At 63.4% G+C, this 16430-nt stretch carries 17 protein-coding genes and 1 tRNA gene; 11 read left to right on the top strand and 7 right to left on the bottom strand.

What is annotated here, in order from left to right:
* The first annotated feature begins 5 nt into the window (after positions 1-5).
* From rbfA to ACIGJB_RS09845, 3 genes are all read left to right on the top strand, one after another.
* The gene (gene rbfA, locus ACIGJB_RS09855; RefSeq protein ID WP_483729683.1) at positions 6-374 is read left to right on the top strand and encodes a 30S ribosome-binding factor RbfA; all 369 of its coding nucleotides are present in this window, start codon (positions 6-8) and stop codon (positions 372-374) included.
* A 70-nt stretch (positions 375-444) separates the two neighbouring features.
* Complete coding sequence (gene truB, locus ACIGJB_RS09850) at positions 445-1392, top strand: tRNA pseudouridine(55) synthase TruB (protein WP_483729682.1); 948 nt, start codon at positions 445-447, stop codon at positions 1390-1392.
* 80 nt (positions 1393-1472) lie between these two features.
* Positions 1473-1670, top strand: coding sequence for a DUF3606 domain-containing protein (locus ACIGJB_RS09845; protein ID WP_483729681.1), 198 nt, complete (start codon positions 1473-1475; stop codon positions 1668-1670).
* 89 nt (positions 1671-1759) lie between these two features.
* Here the strand turns inward: ACIGJB_RS09845 and ACIGJB_RS09840 are convergent, their stop codons facing one another.
* From ACIGJB_RS09840 to ACIGJB_RS09825, 4 genes are all read right to left on the bottom strand, one after another.
* Positions 1760-3361 (bottom strand): DHA2 family efflux MFS transporter permease subunit, encoded by a 1602-nt coding sequence (locus ACIGJB_RS09840; protein ID WP_483729680.1) that lies wholly within the window; start codon positions 3359-3361, stop codon positions 1760-1762.
* Positions 3362-3363: 2 nt separating this feature from the next.
* On the bottom strand, positions 3364-4656 hold the full coding sequence (locus ACIGJB_RS09835; protein ID WP_483729679.1) for an EmrA/EmrK family multidrug efflux transporter periplasmic adaptor subunit: 1293 nt from the start codon (positions 4654-4656) through the stop codon (positions 3364-3366).
* 43 nt (positions 4657-4699) lie between these two features.
* Positions 4700-6247: an AdeC/AdeK/OprM family multidrug efflux complex outer membrane factor gene (locus ACIGJB_RS09830; RefSeq protein ID WP_483729678.1), complete on the bottom strand. Its 1548-nt coding sequence runs from the start codon at positions 6245-6247 to the stop codon at positions 4700-4702.
* 96 nt (positions 6248-6343) lie between these two features.
* Positions 6344-6820, bottom strand: coding sequence for a MarR family winged helix-turn-helix transcriptional regulator (locus ACIGJB_RS09825; protein ID WP_483732303.1), 477 nt, complete (start codon positions 6818-6820; stop codon positions 6344-6346).
* Positions 6821-7007: 187 nt separating this feature from the next.
* On the opposite strand from ACIGJB_RS09825, the gene typA reads away from it, so the two are divergent.
* From typA to dusA, 5 genes are all read left to right on the top strand, one after another.
* Entirely contained in the window at positions 7008-8828 is a 1821-nt protein-coding gene (gene typA / locus ACIGJB_RS09820; protein ID WP_018309183.1) for a translational GTPase TypA, read from the top strand.
* A 248-nt stretch (positions 8829-9076) separates the two neighbouring features.
* The gene (locus tag ACIGJB_RS09815; protein WP_483729677.1) at positions 9077-10642 is read left to right on the top strand and encodes a methyl-accepting chemotaxis protein; all 1566 of its coding nucleotides are present in this window, start codon (positions 9077-9079) and stop codon (positions 10640-10642) included.
* 124 nt (positions 10643-10766) lie between these two features.
* Positions 10767-11849, top strand: a complete 1083-nt coding sequence (locus ACIGJB_RS09810) for an enoyl-CoA hydratase/isomerase family protein (RefSeq protein WP_483729676.1) — start codon at positions 10767-10769, stop codon at positions 11847-11849.
* A 127-nt stretch (positions 11850-11976) separates the two neighbouring features.
* Positions 11977-12540, top strand: coding sequence for an NADPH-dependent FMN reductase (locus tag ACIGJB_RS09805; RefSeq protein ID WP_483729675.1), 564 nt, complete (start codon positions 11977-11979; stop codon positions 12538-12540).
* Between the two features lie 175 nt (positions 12541-12715).
* Positions 12716-13741 (top strand): tRNA dihydrouridine(20/20a) synthase DusA, encoded by a 1026-nt coding sequence (gene dusA / locus ACIGJB_RS09800; protein ID WP_483729674.1) that lies wholly within the window; start codon positions 12716-12718, stop codon positions 13739-13741.
* A gap of 437 nt (positions 13742-14178) precedes the next feature.
* On the opposite strand, the gene ACIGJB_RS09795 is transcribed toward dusA, so the two are convergent.
* Positions 14179-14322 carry a hypothetical protein gene (locus ACIGJB_RS09795; RefSeq protein WP_483729673.1) on the bottom strand — a complete coding sequence of 48 codons (144 nt, stop codon included), beginning with the start codon at positions 14320-14322 and terminating at the stop codon, positions 14179-14181.
* 297 nt (positions 14323-14619) lie between these two features.
* On the opposite strand from ACIGJB_RS09795, the gene ACIGJB_RS09790 reads away from it, so the two are divergent.
* Complete coding sequence (locus ACIGJB_RS09790) at positions 14620-14934, top strand: hypothetical protein (protein WP_483729672.1); 315 nt, start codon at positions 14620-14622, stop codon at positions 14932-14934.
* 106 nt (positions 14935-15040) lie between these two features.
* A tRNA-His gene (locus ACIGJB_RS09785) sits at positions 15041-15116 on the top strand.
* Positions 15117-15233: 117 nt separating this feature from the next.
* Here ACIGJB_RS09785 and ACIGJB_RS09780 read toward each other — a convergent pair.
* Positions 15234-15479, bottom strand: a complete 246-nt coding sequence (locus tag ACIGJB_RS09780; RefSeq protein ID WP_483729671.1) for a hypothetical protein — start codon at positions 15477-15479, stop codon at positions 15234-15236.
* Positions 15480-15712: 233 nt separating this feature from the next.
* Positions 15713-15916 carry a GDCCVxC domain-containing (seleno)protein gene (locus ACIGJB_RS09775; protein WP_483729670.1) on the bottom strand — a complete coding sequence of 68 codons (204 nt, stop codon included), beginning with the start codon at positions 15914-15916 and terminating at the stop codon, positions 15713-15715.
* Between the two features lie 100 nt (positions 15917-16016).
* Between ACIGJB_RS09775 and ACIGJB_RS09770 the strand changes: the two genes are divergently transcribed.
* Positions 16017-16418: a MerR family transcriptional regulator gene (locus tag ACIGJB_RS09770; RefSeq protein WP_483729669.1), complete on the top strand. Its 402-nt coding sequence runs from the start codon at positions 16017-16019 to the stop codon at positions 16416-16418.
* The last annotated feature ends 12 nt before the right edge of the window (positions 16419-16430 follow it).

Here is a 16430-nt window from a genome sequence, read left to right as displayed (position 1 = left end):
ATTGAATGGCCAAGAAAGGCAGTATTTCCTCCCGTAACCTGCGTATCTCCGACCAGATCCAAAGGGACCTGGCAGAGATGATCCAGCGCGAGCTCCGCGATCCGCGTCTCGGCCTGATCACGCTGCAGTCCGTCACGCTCACGCCGGACTATGCGCACGCCAAGGTCTACTTCACGGTGCTTGGCGCCGATGCCGTGGAAGCGGCAGCGATCCTGAACGAGAAGGCGGGTTACCTGCACTCGTTGCTGTACAAGCGCCTGCATATCCATACCGTGCCGACGCTGCGGTTCTTCCACGACACATCGGTCGAACACGCGATCGAGATGTCCAAGCTGATCAACGAAGCGAACGCCACGCGTTCCAACGACGACTGATCCGATTCCGGCCGCGCCGGAATGCACAGTCCCGGCGCGGGCGACATGCCCGCCGCCCCGTATTGTTCCCATGACCGATTCCGCCAATAACCGTCCGCCCCGGCTGCCGCGCCGCGAGGTGCATGGTGTGCTGCTGCTCGACAAGCCGCTCGGGTTGTCCTCAAACGATGCGCTGGTGCGCGCCAAGCGGCTGCTGCGCGCGCTCAAGGCTGGCCACACCGGAACGCTGGACCCGCTCGCCACCGGCCTGCTTCCGCTTTGCTTCGGCGAGGCGACCAAGTTTTCGCAGGACCTGCTCGAGGCCGACAAGACCTACGAGGCGATCGTGCGGCTTGGGCAGAAGACGACAACGGGCGACGCCGAAGGCGAGGTGCTGGCGGAGCGTGCGGTCACCTGCGATCGGACTGCGCTCGATGCGGCGATCGCGCGCTTCATGGGCGAGATCGACCAGATTCCCCCGATGCATTCGGCGCTGAAGAAGGACGGCCGTCCGCTGTACGAATATGCGCGCGCCGGACAGACGGTTGAGCGCCCGGCCCGGCGCGTCACGATTCACGAAATCGACATACTCGACTGCGCATTGCCGCAGGCGCCGGCGTTCACGATGCGCGTGAAATGCAGCAAGGGTACCTATATTCGTACGCTGGCCGAGGACATCGGCGAGGCACTCGGTTGCGGTGCGCACCTGACTGGTCTGCGCCGCATCGCGGTCGGTGATCTGACGCTGGACGGTGCCGTGACCCTGGAGCAGATCGACGCACAGCCGGACGATGCGCGCCCGGCCTTGCTCGCGCCGGTCGATGCGCTGCTGCAGCGTTGCCCGCCCGTTACGCTGGATGTCGAAGCGAGCGGCCGGTTCCTGCAGGGTCAGCGCATTGCGCAGCGGGACCTGCCGGCAGGCAGCCTGCCGCACGAGGACACGCTGGCCCGCGTCTATGGCGGCGAGCCGGTGCGTCTGCTCGGTGTGGCGCGCATGCGCGAAGGCGCCTTGCGGCCGGAGCGGCTGGTACGCCTCTGAGCGGATGGGATTCCGGCAGTCGCCGATCGCTCGCCTACAATGCAAGAGCCGTGTGAAGGCCAAAGGTAACAGGAGGCAGCATGAGCGAACAGATCAGCCAGTTCCGGCCCCTGGATCCGGGCCGCATCAACCTGATGGACCCGATTGAAGTGCAGTACTGGTGCCGTGAGTTGGGGTGCACCGAGAGCGCTCTGGAGGATGCCGTGGACGTGGCGGGGGAGCATATCGCCGCAGTGCGGGCCCGGCTTGAGGCCGGGGGGCATGCCGGGGCAAGTTGATAACGATGAGAGCGTGCCGGACACGCTAGCCACGGAAAAAGGCCACGCGCTTCCCAGTGCGTGGCCTTTTTTGCTGATAACAGTTTCCGTTAATGTGCGCCGGCTGCCGCATCCGCCCCGGCACCGCCCTTGGCCGGCTTGGTCAGCCAGACAAAGCCGATCAGCACGAAAAACAGGACGCCCGAAATCCAGAAGATGTCATTGGCGCCAAGCATCGCCGCCTGCTGGCTGATGTTGCGTTCCATCAGGCCCACCGCCTGGGCCTGGCTCATGCCCATCTGCATCAGGTGATGAAGCTGATCGGAGTAGGCCGGATTGTAGGGATTGATCTTCTCCACCAGCTGGGCGTGGTGCAGGGCGGTGCGGTTTTCCCACACGGTGGTGGAAATCGACGCACCGATGCCGCCGAACGTGATCCGCACGAAATTCGACAAGCCCGATGCGGCCGGGATCTTGTCGGGCGGCTGGCCCGACAAGATGATCGACGTCAGCGGGATGAAGAACATCGCCATGGCAGCGCCCTGGATCAGCGTGGGGATCATCAGCGTGCGCGTGTCCACCTGCGTGGTGAAGCCCGCGCGCATCAGGCTCACGATGCCGAATGTGACGAATGCGGCCGTGGCGACCCAGCGGGCATCCATTTTCGGCAGGTTCCTCCCGATCACCGGCGACAGCAGGATCGCGAAGATGCCCACCGGCGCCATCACGATGCCCGCATCCGTGGCCGTGTAGCCAACGATGGTCTGCAGCCACAGCGGCAGAATCACCAGATTGCCGAAGAACAATCCATACGCCACCGAGATCGCCACTACGCCCGAGCTGAAGTTCCGGCCCTTGAACAGCGTGATGTCGACGATCGGATGCTTCTCGTAGGTCTCCCACACCAGGAAGAACAGGAAGCCCAGCACCGCCACCAGCGTGAGCACCACGATCTCGGGCGAATGGAACCAGTCGAGCTCCTTGCCCTTGTCGAGCATCAGCTGCATCGAGCCTACCCAGATCACAAGCAGCGACAGCCCGATGCGGTCGATTGGCAGCACCTTGGTCGGCGTTTCGCGGTCCTTGTAGATCGTCCACGTGGCGTAGGCGGTCAGCAAGCCCACCGGCACGTTGATGTAGAAGATCCACGGCCAGGTCATGTTGTCCGAGATCCAGCCACCGAGCAGCGGCCCCATGATGGGCGCCACCAGCGTCGTCATGCCCCACAGCGCGAGCGCCATGGTGCTCTTTTGCGGCGGGTAGCTCGACAGCAGCAGCGACTGCGACAGCGGGATCATTGGCCCGGCCACCGCCCCCTGCAGCACACGCGCGGCCAGCAGCGTTTCCAGGTTGGGCGCCACGCCGCAGAGCCAGGACGACAGTACGAACAGCAGGATCGACGTGATGAACAGGCGCACCGCGCCGAAGCGCGTGGTGAGCCAGCCCGTCAGCGGCACGGAAATGGCGTTGGCCACCGCGAACGACGTGATCACCCATGTGCCCTGGTTCGGCGCCACGCCGAGGTCGCCGGAGATGGCCGGAATCGACACGTTGGCGATCGACGAGTCGAGCACGTTCATGAACGTGGCCAGCGACAGCGCGATGGTGCCGACCACCAGCTTGCCGCCGGTAAGCGGCTGCGTATGCGCCGGCCGTGCCGGCGGCTTTGGCGCGGCGCCGGCGCGTTCGCCCACGGTCAGTGCGTCCGCCATGATCAGCCGCGGTTCGAGGGCCGCGCCACGGCGGCGCTGGCCGCTGCGTCGTCGGCCGGGAGGTTGCGCACCGGTGCGCCCTTGGCCGGTACGGCATCGGCAGGGGCGGGTGCACGGCCGCCGTTGTTCACGGCGATGATGCGCGCGATCAGCTGGTCGGCGTCCTGTGCGACCTTGTCATAGACGTCGGTCTGCATCGGCTTGGCCGCGGTGGTGCTGACCATGGCGGCGCCTTCTTCCTTGCGCACATCGACCGTCACGTTCATCGACAGGCCGACGCGCAGCGGGTGGTCCTTCAGTTGCTGCGGGTCAAGCGCAATGCGCACCGGCAGGCGCTGCACCACCTTGATCCAGTTGCCGGTGGCGTTCTGCGCCGGCAACAGCGAGAACGCGGAACCGGTGCCGGCCGAGAATCCCTCGACCTTGCCGGTGTACTTGACCTTCGAGCCATAGACATCGGCTTCGAGGGTCACGGGCTGGCCGATGCGCATATGCGTGATCTGCACTTCCTTGAAGTTGGCATCGACCCAGACCTGGTCCAGCGGCACGATGGCCATCAGCGGCGCACCGGCGGCCACGCGCTGGCCAACCTGCACCGAGCGCTTGGCCACATAGCCGGTCACAGGAGCGGGCAACGCCGAGCGCGCGTAAGACAGGTAAGCCGAGCGCACGTTGGCCGCGGCGCGCTGCACGCTCGGGTGCTTGTCGACGGTGGTCTGGTCGGTCAGCACCTTGTTCGAGGCGAGTTGCTCGCGTGCCGCAAGCAGGGACGACTGCGCACCTTGCAGCGCGGCCTGCGCGTGGGAGATTTCCTCGCTCGACACCGCGCCCGAGCCTGCGATGGCCTGGCGACGGCGCAGGTCATCGCGCGCCTTGGCGACGTCGGCCTCGCGCAGCGCCACATTGGCCGCAAGAGAACCGTTGTTGACGTAGAGCGTGCGCACTTCGCGCACCGCCTGGGCCAACTGGGCCTCGGCCTGTTCCAGCGCCACCTGCGTATCGGCGCGGTCGAGCTGGATCAGGGGCTGGCCGGCCGTGACGAGCTGCGTGTCATCGGCGGCGATGGACACCACCGTGCCGCCCACCAGCGGAGTCACCTGCACGACGTTGCCCGCGACGTAGGCATCGTCGGTGCTTTCAAAGTGCCGCGCATAGAGGCCCCAGTACACGCCATAGCCGACGCCTGCGACCACGATGGCCGCGGTCAGGGAAAGCAGCAGGCGCTTGCGCTTGCCATTGTTGTTGACGGATGCCGCCGGAGTATTGGAGTGGCCGGCTTGCTGGTTGTCGCTCATGTTGGTCTCTCGTGAATCTGTTCTGCGATGACGGGCGCGCGGATCAGCCGCGTGCGCCGGTCTGGCTGGTTGTCTGGTTCGTTGCCGCAGCGGCGGGGGTGTGGCCTTCACCGCCTTCCTGCGGTTCTTCGTAGCCGCCGCCGAGGGCTTTCATGAGGGCCATCTGCAGGTCCAGCCGGCGGGCCTGCAGGTCGGTCGCCAGGCGGCGCTGCTGCAGCACGTTGCTTTCGGCGTTCAGCACGGTCAGTTGCGTGCCGAGGCCGGCCTTGTAGCGCATCGTGGCGAGCGAGTAGGCGTGTTCGGCCAGGTCCAGCGCTTCGCGCTGCGTCCTGATCTGGTTGTCCACGCTGCGGATGCTCGTCATCGTGTCGGCGGTTTCCTTGAGCGCGTCGACGAGGGTCTGGTTGTAACTTGCGACGGCAATGTCGTAGCGCGCGTACTTGCCCTTCAGGTTGGCGCGCAGCTTGCCGCCCTCGAAGATCGGAAGGTGCAGCGCGGGGCCGAAGCCCATGGTGCGGCTGATGCCCATGAACAGGTCTTCCGGGCGCAGCGACGCCAGGCCCGCAAAGCCGGTCAGCGTGATATTGGGCAGAAACTCCGCCTTGGCGACCTTGATCTCCTTGCCGCTGGCTTCCACGCGCCAGCGCGCGGCCACCAGGTCAGGGCGGCGGCCCAGCAGGCCGATGGTCAGGTCGTCCGGCACCTTTGGCGTGGCCTGCGCGAGCAGGACCGGCTTCTGGATCGACAGCCCACGGTCCGGACCCTTGCCCAGCAGCGCGGCGATCTGGTTGCGCGACAGCGCGATATCTTCGTCGATGCGCTGCAGGTCGGTGCGGGCAGCCGCCACCGTGCCGCGTGCCTGGGTGGTTTCCACCTGGGTGTCCAGGCCCGCGGCCAGGCGCTGCTGCGACAGCGAAGTCAGGTCCTGCCGCTGCGTGATGGCGCGCTCGGCCACGTCGCGTTGCGCATAGAGCGCGGCCAGGCGGGCGTAAGCCCTGGCGACCGACGTGGTCAGGATCAAACGGGAGGCCTGGCTTTCGGCCTCCATGGCGTGGTCGTCCGAGAGCGCGGCTTCGAGTGCCGAGCGGTTCTTGCCCCAGAAATCGAATTCATACGACAGGTTGGCCTGCAGGTGGGACTGGTTCCACCAGCGGCCCGCCAGCGGCGTGCCGGCGAACAAGTCCGTCTCGGAAAAGATCTGGCGCGTGATGTCGGCGCCGAAGCCGATCGTCGGGTAGAGCGCGCTGCGGGTCACGTCAGCCATGGCGCGCGACGCTTCCACGCGCGCAAAGGCGACCTGCAGATTCGGGTTGTCCTTGACGGCTTCATCGACGAGCGAACGCAATTGCGGGTCCTGGAACTGATCGATCCAGTCGATGCCCGGCCATTGGCCATGTTCGGCCGGCAGGGTCTGATCGGTAGCCAGGGCGCTGGCTTCCGTCATGGTCTGCGTACTGTGGGAATTGCCAAAGGCGGCGCAGCCGGCTAGCACGGCCGCGGCCACGACCGTCAAGGCCAGCGTGCCGGCGCGGCGGCCCAGGGCGCGTGCGCGCGACGGGCTATAAGGAAGATTTGAGAGCGCTTGGTTCATGGTTGATGCACCGGACTACAAAGGCCGTGCTGGAAATCTGGATCGATATCGGTTCGGTTCGATATGGGTGGCGCAAGCGGAAAACGTGCCGGTGCGCTAGCCGGAGTTGTTGCAGATCACCCGGCGCAGCATGCTGCGCAGCGTTTCGACTTCTTCCGTCGAAAAACCGCGGAAATGGCTGGCCATGACCTTGCAAAAGATGGCGGGAAGTTGTGCGGCGAGAGCATGGCCCGCCGGCGTCAGCGTCAAGTCGATCACACGGCGATCGTCGTCGCGGCGCGTGCGCTCGATCAGCCCCCGCTTTTCCATGCGACTCAGCAGGCGCGTAATCGAGCCCATGTCGGTGCTCAGTTCGCGGCCCAGATCAGTGACCGTGCTGGCGCGCCCGGAAGAAATCATGGTCAGGCAACTCGCCTGCGCATGCGTGATGTCCAGATTGCTCACCTCTTGCTCGATGCTGTGGGCGAGCGTGTTCCTGGCGCGGGATATCAGATAGCCCACGCTTTCGCACATGACGTAGCGCTCAGGGTCAAACAAATCGCTGGTAGAAGTAGCGGACGAGTCCGGTGACATCATTTGCCTCTGCAATCTTTGCTCTGACAAATATATGTGTGTGTTCAACTATCCGCAAGGATGGAAATTCGTCATTTCTGTTTTTGAAATAATAACCACGCAATGGGGGCTGGTTTGAAGCAAGGCGTGCCGCGCTGCAACATGCTATAATGTTGGGTTACTTCAGATTTCTGCACAGCGAGCTGCAATGACCCGCGCCATCCGTAATATCGCCATCATCGCCCACGTCGATCATGGCAAGACCACTCTGGTCGACCAACTCCTGCGCCAGGCAGGCACCTTCCGTGACAACCAGCAGGTTGCCGAGCGGGTGATGGACTCGAACGACCTGGAAAAGGAACGCGGGATCACGATTCTCGCGAAAAACTGTGCTGTCGAGTACAACGGCACCCATATCAACATCGTCGATACCCCGGGACACGCCGACTTCGGCGGCGAAGTGGAGCGCGTGCTGTCAATGGTCGACGGCGTGCTGCTGTTGGTGGACGCCGTCGAAGGCCCGATGCCGCAGACCCGCTTCGTGACCCGCAAGGCACTGGCGCTGGGCCTGAAGCCGATCGTGGTGGTCAACAAGATCGACCGCCCGGGCGCACGTCCGGACTGGGTCATCAACCAGACCTTCGACCTGTTCGACAAGCTGGGCGCCACCGACGAGCAGCTCGACTTCCCGGTGATCTACGCCTCGGGCCTGAACGGCTTTGCCGGCTTGACCGAAGATGTGCGCGACGGCGACATGAAGCCGTTGTTCGAAACCGTGCTGGACAAGGTGCCGGTGCGTGACGACGACCGCGACGGTCCGCTGCAACTGCAGATCATCTCGCTGGACTACTCCAGCTACGTCGGCAAGATCGGCGTGGGCCGTATCTCGCGTGGCCGCGCCCGGCCGCTGCAGGACGTGGTGGTCAAGTTCGGCCCCGAAGGCAACCCGATCAAGGGCCGTATCAACCAGGTGCTGAAGTTCCAGGGCCTGGAGCGCGAGATCGTGTCCGAAGCCGAAGCCGGCGACATCGTGCTGATCAACGGTATCGAAGAACTGGGTATCGGCTGCACCGTGTGCGCGCCGGACGCCCAGGACGCGCTGCCGATGCTGAAGGTCGACGAGCCGACGCTGACCATGAACTTCTGCGTCAACACCTCGCCGCTGGCCGGCCGTGAAGGCAAGTTCGTGACCAGCCGCCAGCTGCGCGAGCGCCTGGACCGCGAACTGAAGTCGAACGTGGCGCTGCGCGTGGCCGATACCGGCGACGACACCATCTTCGAAGTGTCGGGCCGTGGTGAACTGCACCTGACCATCCTGCTGGAAAACATGCGTCGCGAAGGCTACGAGCTGGCCGTGTCGCGTCCGCGCGTGGTGTTCAAGGAAATCGACGGCGTCAAGAATGAGCCGTACGAACTGCTGACCGTGGACGTCGAAGACAGCCACCAGGGCGGCGTGATGGAAGAGCTGGGCCGCCGCAAGGGCGAACTGCTCGACATGGCCTCGGACGGCAAGGGCCGCACGCGCCTCGAATACCGTATTCCGGCCCGCGGCCTGATCGGCTTCCAGGGCGAGTTCCTGACGCTGACGCGCGGCACCGGCCTGATCAGCCACATCTTCGACGACTACGCGCCGGTGCGCGAAGGCGGCCTGGGCGAGCGCCACAACGGCGTGCTGATCTCGCAGGACGACGGCGATGCCGTGGCCTACGCGCTGTGGAAGCTGCAGGATCGCGGCCGCATGTTCGTCAAGCCGGGCGATGCGCTGTACGAAGGCATGATTATCGGCATCCATAGCCGGGACAACGACCTGGTCGTGAACCCGATCAAGGGCAAGCAGCTGACCAACGTGCGTGCATCGGGCACCGACGAAGCCGTGCGCCTGGTGCCGCCGATCCAGATGTCGCTCGAGTATGCGGTGGAATTCATCGCCGACGACGAACTGGTCGAGCTCACGCCGAAGAGCATCCGCCTGCGCAAGCGCCACCTGAAGGAGCACGAGCGCAAGCGTGCTTCCCGCGAAGGCGCATAAGCGCTGCCGTGCTGAAAAAAACCGCGCCTCAGGGCGCGGTTTTTTTTGATGGTCTCTCTAGACGCGACCTTGTGTGCGGGCCTCGCGGGAGTTACGCGGCAGGGTTCCTCCAGGCAGGGAATCACGTGGGCCGAATGACGACAAGAAAGTCAGTTCTGTGTGTCATCGCGCAAGGGTCAAGGAACGATTTGCCGCGCCGTAGACCAGCAGGACGGCCGACTGGGTCGTCCCTTTACTCCGGAGAGCCCATGTTTCGCAACACTACTATCGGGGCCAGATTGTGGTTCCTGGTTGTCGTCACAAATATCCTGCTACTCATCGTCGGCGCAGTGGGCATGATCGGCATGTCGCGCAGCAATGACGCCACGCGCGAGATTTACGAGCATCAGTTGATCGCGGCCATGCACCTGGCCGATGCCCGTTCCAACCAGCTGCTCGTGCGCGTGCTGCTGGACCAGGCGACCCTTGCCAAGGATCCCGCCGACGCGCGAGCGCGCGCCGAGACCGCGCAGGGCTTTGCGAAGAGTTCGGAGGCTGCGTGGAAGGCCTACCTCGCATTGCCGCGCGCGTCAGAGGAGGCGCGCCTGACGCAGGACGTGACGGCCAAGCGCGATGCGCTGTTTTCGCAGGGGGTCACGCCGATGATTGCGGCGCTGAACGTGGGGGATCGCGATGCGATGATGACCGCCGTGCTCGAAACCATCCCGAAGCTCGACATCGCTTTCACCGCAGTCAGTGCCGATCTCAATCGTGCGCAGGTCGCCGGTGCGCGGCGGGTCTATGAGGCATCGCAGCAGCGCTACAGCATGCTTCTGGCCGGGTCGGCGGTGGTGCTTGTTGCGGGGCTGGCGTTCAGCACGATGGTGGCATGGCGCCTGCGCCGGTCCATCGTCAGGCCGCTGGATTTTGCCATTTCGCACTTCGAGCGCATGGCAGGCGGCGACCTGAGCGGGAGGGCTGGCGACGACGGCGTGATGGCCGATGAGCGGGCACGCAGCGAAACCAGCCGGATGCTGGGCATGCTGGCGCGCATGCAGTCGAGTCTCGTCGCCATGGTTGGCCAGGTGAGCGGCGGTGCGGATTCGATCGCCGCGGCGAGCCGACAGATCGCCGGTGGCAATGCGGACTTGTCGCAGCGCACCGAGCAGCAGGCCGCGTCACTGGAGCAAACCGCGTCGAGCATGGAAGAACTGACCGGTACGGTGCGCCAGAACGCCGACAGTGCGCGCGAAGCCGCTACGCTGGCCAACGAAGCCACCACGCTTGCCGAACGTGGTAGCGAAGCGGTGGCGCGGGTCGTGCATACGATGCAGTCCATCGACGCGAGTTCCGGCAAGATCGTCGACATCATCGATGTGATCGAGAAGATCGCTTTCCAGACCAATATCCTTGCCCTGAACGCCGCGGTGGAAGCCGCGCGTGCCGGAGAACATGGTCGCGGCTTCGCCGTGGTGGCCGGCGACGTGCGCGACCTCGCGCAGCGCTGCGCGGGCGCATCCAAGGAGATCCGCGGGCTGATCGGCAAATCGGTGGCCAACGTGCGCGAGGGTACTGGGATGGTGGATGACGCAGGCCGCGCCATGCAGGACATCGTCGATGCGGTGCGGCGGGTGGGTGCGCTCATTCGCGACATCAGCGCGGCGTCTGACGAACAGTCCAATGGCATCGAGCAGGTCAACCTGGCGGTCTCGCACATGGATGGCATGACGCAGCAGAACGCGGCACTGGTGGAGCAGGCCGCGGCGGCCGCTGCGTCCCTGCAGGACCAGGCGCAACGACTGATGGTCCTGATGTCTACGTTCAGGCTTGCATAAAGGCGTGCCGCAGGGCAGGGGTTGGCGCAGCGGCATAAAGGCGTGTGCGGATGCCGCACACGCAGGCGTTCCCGCGAGAATGATCGGCGTAGAATCGCGGCTTGCATTCGCGTAGGAGAGCAACATGACTGACTTCGTGACGACGGAAGTCCAGGGTGGCATTGGCTACCTGACGCTGAACCGGCCGCAGGCGCTCAACGCGCTGTCGCTGGACATGATTCGTGCCATGACCCAGGCACTGCGTGCATGGGCCGATGCACCTGAGGTCGTGGCCGTGGTGGTGGCAGGGGCCGGTGGCAAGGCTTTCTGCGCCGGCGGCGACATCCGCTATTTCCACAAGGCCTCGCATGAGGGCGATCCGCTGCTCGACCAGTTCTTTGTCGAGGAATATGCTCTCAACTTCCTGATTCACCGTTATGCCAAGCCGTATATCGCGCTGATGGATGGCGTGGTCATGGGTGGCGGCATGGGCATTTCGCAAGGTGCGCGCCTGCGCCTCGTCACCGACCGCACCAAGATGGCCATGCCCGAAACCAATATCGGGCTGTTCCCCGACGTGGGCGGCGGCTGGTTCCTGGCGCGCACGCCGGGCCGCATCGGCGAATACCTGGGCTTGACCGGCACCGTGATCCACGCGGCCGATGCCCTGTATGCCGGACTGGCTGATGCCTATCTGCCGGGCAATGTGCTGGCTGAAGTGGCGAATGACCTGCGTGCGCAAACGTTCGACAACGGCCAGGCCGTGCTTGACCACATCGCCACGTTCACGCAGCAGCATCGTGACGCCTGCGTGCCGGCGCAAAGTCAGCTCGCCGGCCTGTCGGCGGAGATTGACCACCTCTTTAGCGGCGCAACGATGGTCGATATCCTGGCAGCCATCAGCGATGCGCCGGGCGACTGGGCCGCTCACACGGCCGCGATGCTGCGCAGTCGCTCGCCTTTGATGCTGCATGTGTCGCTGGAGCAGATCCGGCGCGCACGCACGATGTCACTGGATGACGAGCTTCGCATGGAACTCGACATGATGCACTACGTGTTTCGCAACGGCGACGGCGTGGAAGGCATTCGTGCGCTGGCCATCGACAAGGACCACCAGCCGCGTTGGCAGGATGCGCGCATCGATGAGGTAAAGCGCGAGAAAGTGCTGTCGTTCTTCGACAGCCCATGGCGCACGGCAGATCATCCTCTGGCGAGCCTCGGCAAGTAAAGAGGTGCGCCGCGCGGCTCTGCCCACTCGGGTAGAGTGAAGACTGGATCGGCGCCAGGCAGTCCATGTGATTCATGGGGCCAGGGCTGTTCCGCTTCATTCGAACCACACAGTTGAAGGAGTCGTGATGAGCAATCCTCGAGATGTCGCTGTATTGGTGGGAAGCTTGCGCAAGGAGTCGTTCAACCGCAAGCTGGCCAAGGTGCTGATCGGCCTGGCGCCGCAATCGATGAAGCTGGAGATCGTCGAGATCGGCAACCTGCAGTTGTACAACCAGGACCTCGACGCCAGCCCGCCACCCGAGTGGACCGCTTTTCGCGACCGTATCCGCCGTGCCGATGCAGTGCTGTTCATCACGCCCGAGTACAACCGATCGGTGCCCGCGCCGCTGAAAAATGCCATCGACGTCGGATCGCGCCCCTACGGCAGCAGTGCATGGGACGGCAAGCCTGGCGGTGTCATCAGCGTCTCGCCCGGTGCAATTGGCGGCTTTGGCGCCAATCATCACCTGCGGCAGTCGCTGGTGTTCCTGAACGTGCCCGTGCTGCAGCAGCCGGAAGCCTATATCGGCGGGGCGGACAAGCTGTTCAACGAGCAGGGCGGACTCGCGAACGACTCGACGCGCGGATTCCTCGACAAATACCTCGCGGCTTACGCTGCCTGGATCGAGCGCAACGCAGCGCCTCGTTGAGGCGGCAATCGCCTTGCGGTCGTGGGTCGCAGCGTAAACGCGCGCTGTGGCCTATACTCTTGTCCTTTCCCGCTAGACCCGATGCCGGTGCCCGCAGAACTGCCTGGGCCGGCACATGAGCGCGTATTGCAGCGGCTTTGCCGGCCGCCTCCGCTCAGCAACAACTCATCCACCCATGAAGCCAAGCCCACGCCGCATCTCGGTTGCCCCGATGATGGACTGGACCAATCGCCATTGTCGAATGTTCCATCGCCAACTCAGCCGCCACACCTGGCTGTATACGGAGATGGTGACGACCGGCGCGCTGCTGCATGGCGACGTGCCGCGGCATCTGGACTTTGACGCCGCGGAGCATCCGGTGGCCTTGCAGTTGGGCGGTAGCGAACCGGCGGACCTGGCCGTGGCTGCGCGCCTCGGTCAACAGTGGGGATACGTGGAGGTCAACCTGAATTGCGGGTGCCCGTCCGAGCGCGTGCAGAGGGGCGCGTTCGGTGCCTGCCTCATGGCGGAGCCGCAGCTCGTGGCCGACTGCGTGAAGGCCATGCGCGACGCTGTGTCGATCCCGGTTACCGTCAAGCACCGCATTGGCATCGACAGGGTTGAACACTATGATTTTGTCCGCGATTTTGTCGGCACTGTGGCGCAGGCCGGCTGCGAGACCTTCATCGTGCATGCGCGCAATGCGATCCTGAAAGGCCTGAGCCCGAAGGAGAACCGCGAAATTCCACCGCTGCGGTACGAAGTGGCTTACCAGTTGAAAAAGGATTTCCCGCAACTGGAAATCCTGATCAACGGCGGCATCGTCAGCTACGACGACATGGCGGCCCATCTGGAGCATGTCGACGGCGTGATGATCGGACGTGAAGCCTATCACCAGCCTTATGTGCTCGCTGAAATGGATGGTCGTTTCTACGGCGACGCCGATGCGCCGGTGCGGTCGCGGCTGGAGGTGGAGCTTGCCATGCAGCGCTATATCGGCGAGCTGGTGGAGCGCGGCGGATATATGGGGGCGGTGACGCGCCACATGCTGGGCCTCTATCGCGGCATCGCGGGCGGCCGTGGCTGGCGGCGCGTGCTATCCGACGCGAAACGGATGTCGGCAGCCCGTTCGCGTAGTGACGTTGATGCGATCTTCGCAGAGGCGCGTTCGCATCTGCATTCCTCGGACCGCGCGGAGGCAAACCAACGCGTGGCCGCATAGGCGATTACTGCAAACGGTGCCAGGAAACTTGTGGAGGAAACACTCTAATTCCGAACGCCGAACTTATGCGTGGGAGTCTGCGGGTAGCGCGTGCCGCACATGGGCCTGACCACTGCCCGGAAAGCCGCGCCAGGAAAGGGATTCCCCTAATTAGCCGAGGGCAGGCGCTTTCTTACACTGTGCCTGCCCTCCAATACAGGGCTTTCTTCAACTGATTATTCAGCCCGCGTTGCGGGCTTTTTTTTGTCGCCCGGCTTACGACGTTCGGTTAACCCGAATGGTGCTGGCTCGGCCTGCCAGTTACAGTGCAACGGCCTTCAGGGCATTTGAGATCGCAAAAGTTAAGAGTCCGCGCTGCGGGCTCTTTTTTTTTCGTATCACTGGTACCGAGCAGGCTGTTGGATGCAACTGTTACGGCAGAGTTCCTCCGGCGGCAACTATTTGCTTGTGTGGCTGACGCCGACATCAACCGTGCCATAAGTGGTGATACTTGAGCTGCCACCTTCTGCCCCGCCGCCAGCGCATGCGGCCAGCATGATCGACAGCAACGCTGTCATCGCCAATCCGGATATCTGTTTCACTACCACCTCCACAAAGCTAATACACGGCAGTGTTTGGCAGAAAACTGGACTCCTGGGTTCCGCGCAAAGAAGCTGTTCAATCAAAAAAAGCAGGCGGCGCTCCGAGAGGCCGCCCGGTGGGAAGGTCGAGGGGGGTCAATGTCCCTCGCGTAAAAGTATCCTTGCGCCGGAGCAGCCATTGAACCCTGCATCAGTAGGGGCTGCGTAGAGCATATCTACGCTCGAATCGGATATCCGGAGCGGGTGGGCAAGGCCGCGTCTCATTGTGCGGGCGACCGTGATACGATCGGCGGCGACATGGAAGCGAAGCCGTGTTTTTGTCAATTCAATCGCTGGAATGAGGTGGCTGTGGTGGATGACCAGACATCGTTCGGGGTCGTGTTCGAGGACTTCCGGTTGGTTTGGGTGGCTGAGCAGTTGCAAGACGGCAAATGGACGGCCCGCTATTGCTGGCGGCTGGGTACGAACGAGGCAGCGGGCAAGGCGCTCCAGGAAGACGCGCTCAATGGAAAATCGCGCCGGCTCCTGGGACAGTACGACACCGAGGCCGAAACCATCGAAGCGATCAAGCAGGCGGTGCTGCTGGAGGCGAAATGGTCGCCTCGCAGGTGACGATGCCGGGCCTCGAAAAAATTTTGTGCGGGATACTAGCCATAACGAAAAGTAGTTTGTATAATCTTGTTTTTCGTCGATCAGCGCTTCGCTGATGACCTCTACGGTGGCTGTAGCTCAGTTGGTAGAGTCCAGGATTGTGATTCCTGTCGTCGTGGGTTCGAGTCCCATCAGCCACCCCAAAATTCTTTTTCGCATCAGTGCTTTACGGGTTTTCTACCCTTTCGTGATGCGGAATTTCCTACAGAAATACGGATTTTCCCACGGCGCCATTGGCGCCGTTTCTGTTTCCGCTCCCCTTATTCTGTCGCCCGGGCCTCATCGACGAGGAGATAGTAATCCGCCGGGTGCCAAGGAATCACGAGGGTCCTCGACCCGGCTTCGATGGGCGTTGCAGTGATCATCACTCCGTCCTTTCCGATCTCGCAGCGTTCAAAAACAGCAGCAAAGCCCTCTCGCGCCACCACGATTCTCCTGCCGGGGAAATGCTGCCGTAGCTGCGCGACTTTGTCGGTCAGTGCGCTCAAGGTATCGCGGTCGTTCATTTTTGACTCTCAATGTTGGCTATTGGGCGCTGCCGACCGCGAGGCAACTCCGCCTGATTGAACAGCACGCCGGAGCTGAGTTGCTGCGACGCACAAACAAAAGGTGAGTTTAGAGGGATGCTTCTAATTTCGTCCCTAGGGGATTTCCCCTCCATCCAGAGACCAGAAGCACGCAGGGTGTCTATTGGGAGACGTCTTTGGTGACAACAAGGGCCGCCGCTTCACCATGTCGACTAGGAGGCCCGCCGCTGCATTGGCGGGCACTGTTCGGTGCCATACGAACAGAAGACGCAGCAATCACCGGCCTTTGGCCTCAGCACAATGTGGCAGTGCTCGCACTCGTAGCGCCAAACGCAGGCATCCACCGGCATGGTTTCTTCCTTGGTATGCCCGCAACCGGGGCAGGTGATGACGGATTGCAGATTGATGTTGCTCATCTGGTTCCCGGCCTCAAGTGCATGGCGAATTGCAAACTGTCCTTTCCCAATGTGAGGTTTATGCATAGCCTAGACCCGTACCAAGGTACGGAGTCAAGCGATGGAGCACATGCTAACGATCGGCAAGCTCGCAAAGGCGGCGGGCGTCGGGGTGGAGACGGTGCGCTACTACCAGAGGTTCGGGTTGCTGCCGGTGCCGGAGCGTGCCTTTGGGACCGTTCGCCAGTATTCGCAGCAGAGCCTGCAGCGTCTTTATTTCATCCGCCGGGCCCAGTCTCTGGGTTTCACCCTGGATGAAATCCAGGTACTGCTGCGGCAGAGCGATGGTGGCTCGTGCAGGACCGCCCGCACACTGGCCGAACAAAAGCTCGGTCTTGTCGAGAAGCGATTGCAGGATTTGCGACAGTTGCAGGCCGAGTTGGAGCGTCTTGTCGGGCAATGCCACACCCATGGCAATGAGGCTTGCTGCCCATTGATCGACGCCTTGTCCGGGATTGAATGACAAGGCCCGGAC

Source organism: Cupriavidus sp. C2SS-8b (assembly GCF_057073745.1).
Note: the sequence above shows the minus strand (reverse complement) of the source record. Positions and strands in the feature narration are given on the sequence as shown.

Coding starts and splice junctions, on each gene's coding strand:
- rbfA (WP_483729683.1), top strand. CDS start 6: ATGGCCAAGAAAGGCAGTATTTCCTCCCGTAACCTGCGTATCTCCGAC.
- truB (WP_483729682.1), top strand. CDS start 445: ATGACCGATTCCGCCAATAACCGTCCGCCCCGGCTGCCGCGCCGCGAG.
- ACIGJB_RS09845 (WP_483729681.1), top strand. CDS start 1,473: ATGAGCGAACAGATCAGCCAGTTCCGGCCCCTGGATCCGGGCCGCATC.
- ACIGJB_RS09840 (WP_483729680.1), bottom strand. CDS start 3,361: ATGGCGGACGCACTGACCGTGGGCGAACGCGCCGGCGCCGCGCCAAAG.
- ACIGJB_RS09835 (WP_483729679.1), bottom strand. CDS start 4,656: ATGAGCGACAACCAGCAAGCCGGCCACTCCAATACTCCGGCGGCATCC.
- ACIGJB_RS09830 (WP_483729678.1), bottom strand. CDS start 6,247: ATGAACCAAGCGCTCTCAAATCTTCCTTATAGCCCGTCGCGCGCACGC.
- ACIGJB_RS09825 (WP_483732303.1), bottom strand. CDS start 6,820: ATGTCACCGGACTCGTCCGCTACTTCTACCAGCGATTTGTTTGACCCT.
- typA (WP_018309183.1), top strand. CDS start 7,008: ATGACCCGCGCCATCCGTAATATCGCCATCATCGCCCACGTCGATCAT.
- ACIGJB_RS09815 (WP_483729677.1), top strand. CDS start 9,077: ATGTTTCGCAACACTACTATCGGGGCCAGATTGTGGTTCCTGGTTGTC.
- ACIGJB_RS09810 (WP_483729676.1), top strand. CDS start 10,767: ATGACTGACTTCGTGACGACGGAAGTCCAGGGTGGCATTGGCTACCTG.
- ACIGJB_RS09805 (WP_483729675.1), top strand. CDS start 11,977: ATGAGCAATCCTCGAGATGTCGCTGTATTGGTGGGAAGCTTGCGCAAG.
- dusA (WP_483729674.1), top strand. CDS start 12,716: ATGAAGCCAAGCCCACGCCGCATCTCGGTTGCCCCGATGATGGACTGG.
- ACIGJB_RS09790 (WP_483729672.1), top strand. CDS start 14,620: ATGGAAGCGAAGCCGTGTTTTTGTCAATTCAATCGCTGGAATGAGGTG.
- ACIGJB_RS09780 (WP_483729671.1), bottom strand. CDS start 15,479: ATGAACGACCGCGATACCTTGAGCGCACTGACCGACAAAGTCGCGCAG.
- ACIGJB_RS09775 (WP_483729670.1), bottom strand. CDS start 15,916: ATGAGCAACATCAATCTGCAATCCGTCATCACCTGCCCCGGTTGCGGG.
- ACIGJB_RS09770 (WP_483729669.1), top strand. CDS start 16,017: ATGGAGCACATGCTAACGATCGGCAAGCTCGCAAAGGCGGCGGGCGTC.